This window comes from Mucilaginibacter sp. (genome assembly GCF_041663085.1).
GTDB lineage: Bacteria > Bacteroidota > Bacteroidia > Sphingobacteriales > Sphingobacteriaceae > Mucilaginibacter.
In genome coordinates, this window is the sequence record NZ_JBAZRC010000201.1 from 1 (window position 1) to 6,290 (window position 6,290).

The 6,290-nt window shown below is 40.7% G+C and carries 8 protein-coding genes and 1 pseudogene; 6 read left to right on the plus strand and 3 right to left on the minus strand.

All coding sequences use genetic code 11. The features are described 5' to 3' along the window. The first annotated feature begins 181 nt into the window (after nt 1-181). From WC615_RS22015 to WC615_RS22040, 6 genes are all read left to right on the plus strand, one after another. On the plus strand, nt 182-895 hold the full coding sequence (locus WC615_RS22015) for a CDP-alcohol phosphatidyltransferase family protein (RefSeq protein WP_191176662.1): 714 nt from the start codon (nt 182-184) through the stop codon (nt 893-895). Next, a complete protein-coding gene (locus WC615_RS22020; protein ID WP_372980200.1) occupies nt 892-1,503 on the plus strand; it encodes a DUF4833 domain-containing protein in 612 nt (203 codons plus the stop codon). Before WC615_RS22015 ends, WC615_RS22020 begins: the two co-directional genes overlap by 4 nt. Before the next feature lie 5 nt (nt 1,504-1,508). Continuing rightward, nucleotides 1,509-2,135, plus strand: coding sequence for a sterol desaturase family protein (locus WC615_RS22025; RefSeq protein ID WP_372980201.1), 627 nt, complete (start codon nt 1,509-1,511; stop codon nt 2,133-2,135). After that, complete coding sequence (locus WC615_RS22030; RefSeq protein WP_372980202.1) at nt 2,128-3,066, plus strand: phosphatase PAP2 family protein; 939 nt, start codon at nt 2,128-2,130, stop codon at nt 3,064-3,066. Before WC615_RS22025 ends, WC615_RS22030 begins: the two co-directional genes overlap by 8 nt. A gap of 224 nt (nt 3,067-3,290) precedes the next feature. Then, a complete protein-coding gene (locus tag WC615_RS22035) occupies nt 3,291-4,067 on the plus strand; it encodes a hypothetical protein (protein WP_372980203.1) in 777 nt (258 codons plus the stop codon). A gap of 83 nt (nt 4,068-4,150) precedes the next feature. Next, a complete protein-coding gene (locus tag WC615_RS22040; protein ID WP_372980204.1) occupies nt 4,151-4,714 on the plus strand; it encodes a CAP domain-containing protein in 564 nt (187 codons plus the stop codon). On the opposite strand, the gene WC615_RS22045 is transcribed toward WC615_RS22040, so the two are convergent. From WC615_RS22045 to WC615_RS22055, 3 genes and pseudogenes are all read right to left on the minus strand, one after another. After that, nucleotides 4,711-4,968 (minus strand): DUF1456 family protein, encoded by a 258-nt coding sequence (locus WC615_RS22045; protein ID WP_372980205.1) that lies wholly within the window; start codon nt 4,966-4,968, stop codon nt 4,711-4,713. The two genes, WC615_RS22040 and WC615_RS22045, sit on opposite strands and share 4 nt — an antisense overlap. A 241-nt stretch (nt 4,969-5,209) precedes the next feature. Next, entirely contained in the window at nt 5,210-5,896 is a 687-nt protein-coding gene (locus tag WC615_RS22050; RefSeq protein WP_372980206.1) for a pseudouridine synthase, read from the minus strand. Between the two features lie 120 nt (nt 5,897-6,016). Next, a pseudogene (locus tag WC615_RS22055) lies at nt 6,017-6,290 on the minus strand (hypothetical protein); the annotation flags it as partial.

Here is a 6,290-nt window from a genome sequence, read left to right on the forward strand (position 1 = left end):
ACTTGGCAAAACGCCATATATGGAAGGTAGTGTGGGCGTTGAAAACATCTTCAAATTCATCAGGGTTGATGCAGTAAGAAGGTTTACCTACCTGGACCACCCCGGCATTGCCCCGTGGGGAATACGGGTAAAGATTAAGTTTGATTTTTAATATGTTTAATTTTATTTATTTTTATAACTAATGGAACCACAAACATCAGTACGCACAAGTTTGCAGCTGGGGATATATAAAATTATCGACCCATTTGTAAAACTCCTGATAAAAGTAGGGTTAACGCCTAACGCGGTAACCTCTATTGGCTTCGTTTTAAATGTAGGCGTTGCAGCCATATTTATTATAGGTGCCGAAGACGGTAACCGCGGCGATTTTAGCTACGTAGGCTGGGCAGGTGCATTAATACTATTTGCAGGCCTTTTTGACATGCTCGACGGGCAGGTGGCCCGCCTGGGTAACATGAAATCTGTTTTTGGCGCCCTGTACGATTCTGTGCTTGACCGCTACAGTGAATTGATCATGTTTTTAGGCATCTGTTATTACCTTGTTGCCCACCATTACTTCTTAAGCTCCATATTTGCGTTTATAGCGCTTATTGGCTCAATGATGGTAAGTTATGTACGCGCCCGTGCCGAAGGCCTTGGGGTTGATTCTAAAGGCGGCCTGATGCAGCGCCCCGAGCGTGTAGTAACCATTGGGTTATGCGCTATTGCCTGCGGTGTGGCATCATCATACATTGGCGGCGATTACAAACTGTACGTACCGGGTATTAAATGGCATGTTTTCGAAACCATGTCTATCTTTACCTTCCCTATCACCATACTTGCGGTATTAACAAATTTAACAGCCTTTAAAAGACTGGTAAATGCCAAGAAGGCATTGTCTGAAAAAGAAGAATGATCAAATCCCCGTTAAAGCTTTTACTGGTACTATTTGTAGTTTTTACGCTATCAGGTTTTAACGCGGCAGCCAATGCCCATAACCTACATAATATAAAACAAACAGATACCACGAAAGTACGAACGGATGAAAATGGGCGGATCTATCCAACACCGCCTGCAAATGCAAATCGTTTATTTTATTTGCAGCGGTCGCCAAATATCAATGCCCTGTCATATGATATCAATATCGATGAAAAAACAGGCAAACCGGATGAGGACTCGCCCATTCATATCTACTGGCTTCAATATGCAGAAAAAAATGGCGAACCATCTGAATTAACGTTTATACAGCGTAAATTTGCCTACGGTTTAACATCAAAAGCATTGGGTAACGATAAGTATGATATCAGAATTATGTCATACAAAAAATTTCCGCTTACTTTAATGAGGGCTGCCGACGGAAAATATCATATCTTCGCAACTGTGGCCAAAAAACAGATCGTGCTTCAGAATATTTTTATTCAAATTGATGGAGGTTCGATGTGGTCACCAAATATTGTTTTTATAGAAATGAAGGGTACCGACCCTGTTACAGGAAAAGAGGTTACAGAACGTTTTAAACCTTAAGTGTTATGGCTAAGAATTTTGTTTCAAACTCACAGGAATCTGTGAGGATGTTTAAGAGTAGTTTTTTAGAGAGTTTATCAAAGGTGCATTACTTTGTGCCTATTATAATTTTTGTACCGGTTATTTTAGTTTCCAGCTACTTTGCTTACGACAGGCAAATTGGTGTAGGTAACTACATCTGGCTGTTTTTAGCGGGCCTGTTTGTATGGACGCTTACCGAGTACGTTATGCACCGTTTTGTATTCCACTTTGTACCAAAGGCTAAATGGGCGCTGCGTTTACACTTTATTTTCCACGGCGTACATCACGATTACCCAAGCGACGCAAAACGCCTGGTGATGCCACCATCAGCAAGCATACCATTGGCCACAGGCTTTTACTTTTTGTTTAACGCTCTGTTGCCTGCAAACTATATTTTTGGCTTTTTCCCGGGCTTTATTTTAGGTTACCTGGTTTATGATATATCGCACTATGCCATACATCACTTTAACTTTAAAGGATCGTTCTGGAAAACCATAAAACAACACCACATGCTGCACCACTACCAGGACCCTACCAAAGGTTACGGTGTAAGTTCCCCGCTATGGGATAAAATATTTAATTCGGATTTCATTAAAAAGCAGAATGGCTAACGCTGTTGACGGTGATATACAGGTCAATGCAAAAAGTATAAGCATTGTTACCGGTATATCTATCGCATACTTCATCTTATCTATCTTATTAGTTGGCTTTAAAACAGACCAGCTGATTTTGATTGGCATATTTAACGTGTTATTTTACGCATCGGTAATAACGCGCAAGTTTATTTTGGGCTTTTCTATCTTTATCATTTACTGGGTGATATTTGATTATATGAAGGCGTTCCCTAACTATAATTATAATGATGTTGCCGTAAAAGGATTATACGATGCCGAAAAGGGCCTGTTCGGAATAAAATTTAACGGTACCATGCTTACCCCTAACGAGTACCTGCGCCTTAAAAGCACAAACTTTATTGATGTAGCAGCCGGTATTTTCTACCTGTGCTGGATCCCCGTACCGCTTGCATTTGCCGCATACCTGTTTTTTAAAAATAAACGCCAGTTTCTGTACTTTTCACTAACCTTTGTGTTAGTAAACATGCTTGGCTTTGTTGTTTATTACGTATATCCGGCAGCACCGCCGTGGTATATACAGTTTCATGGCTTTAATTTTCACCCGCTTACACAAGGCAACACCGCCGGCCTGGCACGGTTCGATAAATATTTCAACATCAACCTGTTCAAATCCATCTACTCAAAAGGGTCAAATGTGTTTGCCGCAATGCCATCATTGCACTCATCTTACCCGGTTATTGTAGTGTACTATGGTATTAAAAACCGCCTTGGCATTATCAATTGGTTTTTTGGGGTTGTAATGGTGGGGATATGGTTTACTGCCGTTTATGCCAGCCACCATTATGTGCTTGATGTTATAGCAGGAATTTTAACTGCAACATTAGGCATCATGCTGTTTAACTGGGCGTTATCTGCATCGGCCAACCTCAACAGGTTCATCAATCGTTACGAAAGCGTCATCAGGTAAAACAAAATTCTGTTATAGTGTACATTACCATGTACTAATATTTAACTGTTAATAAAACTTAGCAGTGTCAATATCTATTTATTAAACTGTAAGTAGCTATAAATCAAACAAATTATACTATTAGCAATGTTTATTGTAAATTGCACGCCCCACAATATTTATATTAAATAAACGGGCATAAAATTTGATTGGAGTATAACATACATATTGATATCTGTTTGCAGATGAAAAAACTTTTTATACTGATCACATTTATATTAGCCGCTACTACATTTGCCGCGCATGCAGATGATGTTGACAAAAGCAGCATAGACAGCCTTAAGCAAAAATTACAGCTTACTACTAACGATACCCTAAAAGGCGCTATATATACCCAAATTGCAACCGAGTACCTTAAATTTGATAAACAGCCTAACCGTAATGTAAGGGCCTATTACCAAACAGAAGCTATCCATTATACTTTATTGGCCCTGCATAATTATAGCTATTATGAAGATACCACAGGTATCCGGTCAAGCTTTGATGACCTGGCCAGGGTTTATATAGCACAAAAAAAATACAGCCAGGCCAAATGGTTTACGCTGCAATCAAACAAAATATCGCGCCAGGTAAAAGACATACCCAACATTATTAGTTCATTGGTAAAGCTATCGGCCATAAAAATGGAACTGGGTGAATATAAAATGGCTGCACGAGATCTGAATGAAGCCTTAAAATGGTCTACCGCTAATAATATGCCTGCTTTAGAAGCCGTGGTGCAGCAAAACTATGCCTATCTGTACAACCGCCAAAAAGATTATGAAAAAGGCGACGCCTCAGAAAAGCGTGCTACTGAGATAGCAGCACAATTGCAACGCGATGAGGAAAAAGGTGTAATCATTACTTTTGATAACACCCCTGTAAAAGATAAAAAGCCTGCGGTTATCAAAAAAAAGAAACCGGTAGTCGCCGCAAAAAAGCCCTTAAAAACGGCGGCAGTAGGTAAACTGGCGTCGTTATAACCCTCAAAAATACTTTCTGAAATTTACGCCATGGTTTATATATAATTAAACCATAATACGTTAATAGTGTCTTAATTATCGACATGAAGAAATACATTTTAGGCGTTTTATTTTCTATAACCGTATTGGCATTCAGCTCGTTTATTTTAATAAACAGGGCTGATGACAGCGCTTCCTTTAAACAGGAGTTTTTAAACCTGATCAATAAAACCCGCGCAAAAGGCTGCAATTGCGGCGATACTTATTACCCGCCTGCACCACCTATTGTTTGGAACAGCGATTTAGAAGCAGCAGCCAAAGGCCACGCAAAAGATATGGCACGAAGAAATTACTTTAGCCACGAAAGTAAGGACGGCCGAACCATGAACACCCGTATTGTTACTGCCGGCTATATATTTAAAGGCTGGAAAAGTTTTATGATTGGCGAAAATATTGCCTTTGGGCAAACCAGTATCCCCGAGGTAATGGCCGGCTGGTTTAAAAGCGAAGGCCATTGTAAAAACCTGATGAACCCCGGCTTTAAAGAAGTAGGTGTTGCCGAAAACAGCAAATACTGGGTACAAGACTTTGGCGGGCGCGAGGCGTTTAGCGAGGAACAGCAGCGGCTTATAAAAAGCGGTAAGTACCGCTTGATCCAAAAGAATTAACTATTCTCTTTACTCTCTGTCTTCGGTGTTTTTGGAGGCATAGGGCCACGAAGGTGTATAACCAGGCCGTTTAAGAAATTACGCAGCAGCTGGTCTTTACATTGTACATAATTGGGATGATCTTCGCTACGGAATATAGCGCTCAACTCAGTTTTAGTAGTACGAAAATTAGCCAGTTTTAATATTTCAACAATATCATCATCGCGAAGGCTTAGGGCCACACGCAGCTTTTTCATTACCTCGTTATTACTCATACTGCAAATATAAAGATTGTTTATTAGTTAGGATGCAAATTCAAGTTTCGCGTTCCACCATGCGTTCCAAATGGGAAAAAACGAAACAGCGCCTATTCGGCAATATTCAACATAATTACTGTAAACAACATTTTAATTAACAAACACCTAATTTAAGATATTTGATCAAAGCGGTATAAAAGGGGCGTTTTAAAGTCGTTTTAGGGCGTTTTAGGGCGCAAAAAAAATCACTAGAATTCCTTTAATTATCCTCCCAACCCATCAGCTGCATTACCCGCTTAAACTCCGGCTGTAAAGGCGCTTTTATAGTTATCTCCTCTCCGGTAACCGGGTGCATAAATGTAAGTTGTGATGCGTGCAATAGCATAGTTTCCATTTCCCAGGTTTCTTTAAAAAACTTATTCTGTTTATTGCATCCATGTGTGCGGTCGCCAATAATAGGGTGAAATATATGGGCAAAGTGTTTACGCAACTGGTGCATACGGCCAGTTTCCGGCGACGCCTCAATGAGTGAATATCTTGATGTTGGATGCGCGCCGAACGGCAAATCAAGCTCGGCCCTGTTGAGGGTTACATATCGCGTTAGGGCCTCCTGTAACGTACCATTCTCTTTACGCAAAGGGTAGTCAATCTCTTCAGCATCGGGTGTGTATCCGCGTAATATAGCCAGGTATTTCTTTTTCACCCGGTTTTCCATAAAAGCCTGTTGCATGGCTATCTCGGTAGGTTTATCAAAAGCGAAAAGCAGTACTCCCCCCGTTTTTCTGTCGATACGATGAGCGGGGTTCACCTTCTTCCCTATCTGGTCGCGCAGCAACTGCAAAGCAAATTCTTCGGCATCGGCAGCTATAGATGATCTGTGTACCAGCAACCCGTGCGGTTTATTTATAGCAATAAGGTTTTCGTCTTGATATAGGATGTCGAGCATGAATAGGAACTGTACTTTTGTTCACTAAATAGCATGAACAATTTTATTTAATATGTTGATTATAAGTAAATTATAAATAACACTGCTGTTCAGGCAGTGAACGTGAACACGCAATAAATGCTAGCCTATTGCAAACTGAAACTGCCCGGTAATTTGGTTAAGCACCTGGCTTTCGCCGGCAGCAACCGGCAATGGATCTATCACAAAAACCGGGCTTTCCTCATATCGCGAAGCAACACTGATATGCGTATCACCGGCATGCCCGGCAAACATTTTCAGCGCCAGGTCGGGGCAATTATTATCTTTCGATAAATGCGCCAATAATACGTGGCTCATGTAGCTTGGTTTATGCTCAATAAACATATCAAGCGCCTGTTTATTTGATAAGTGGCCT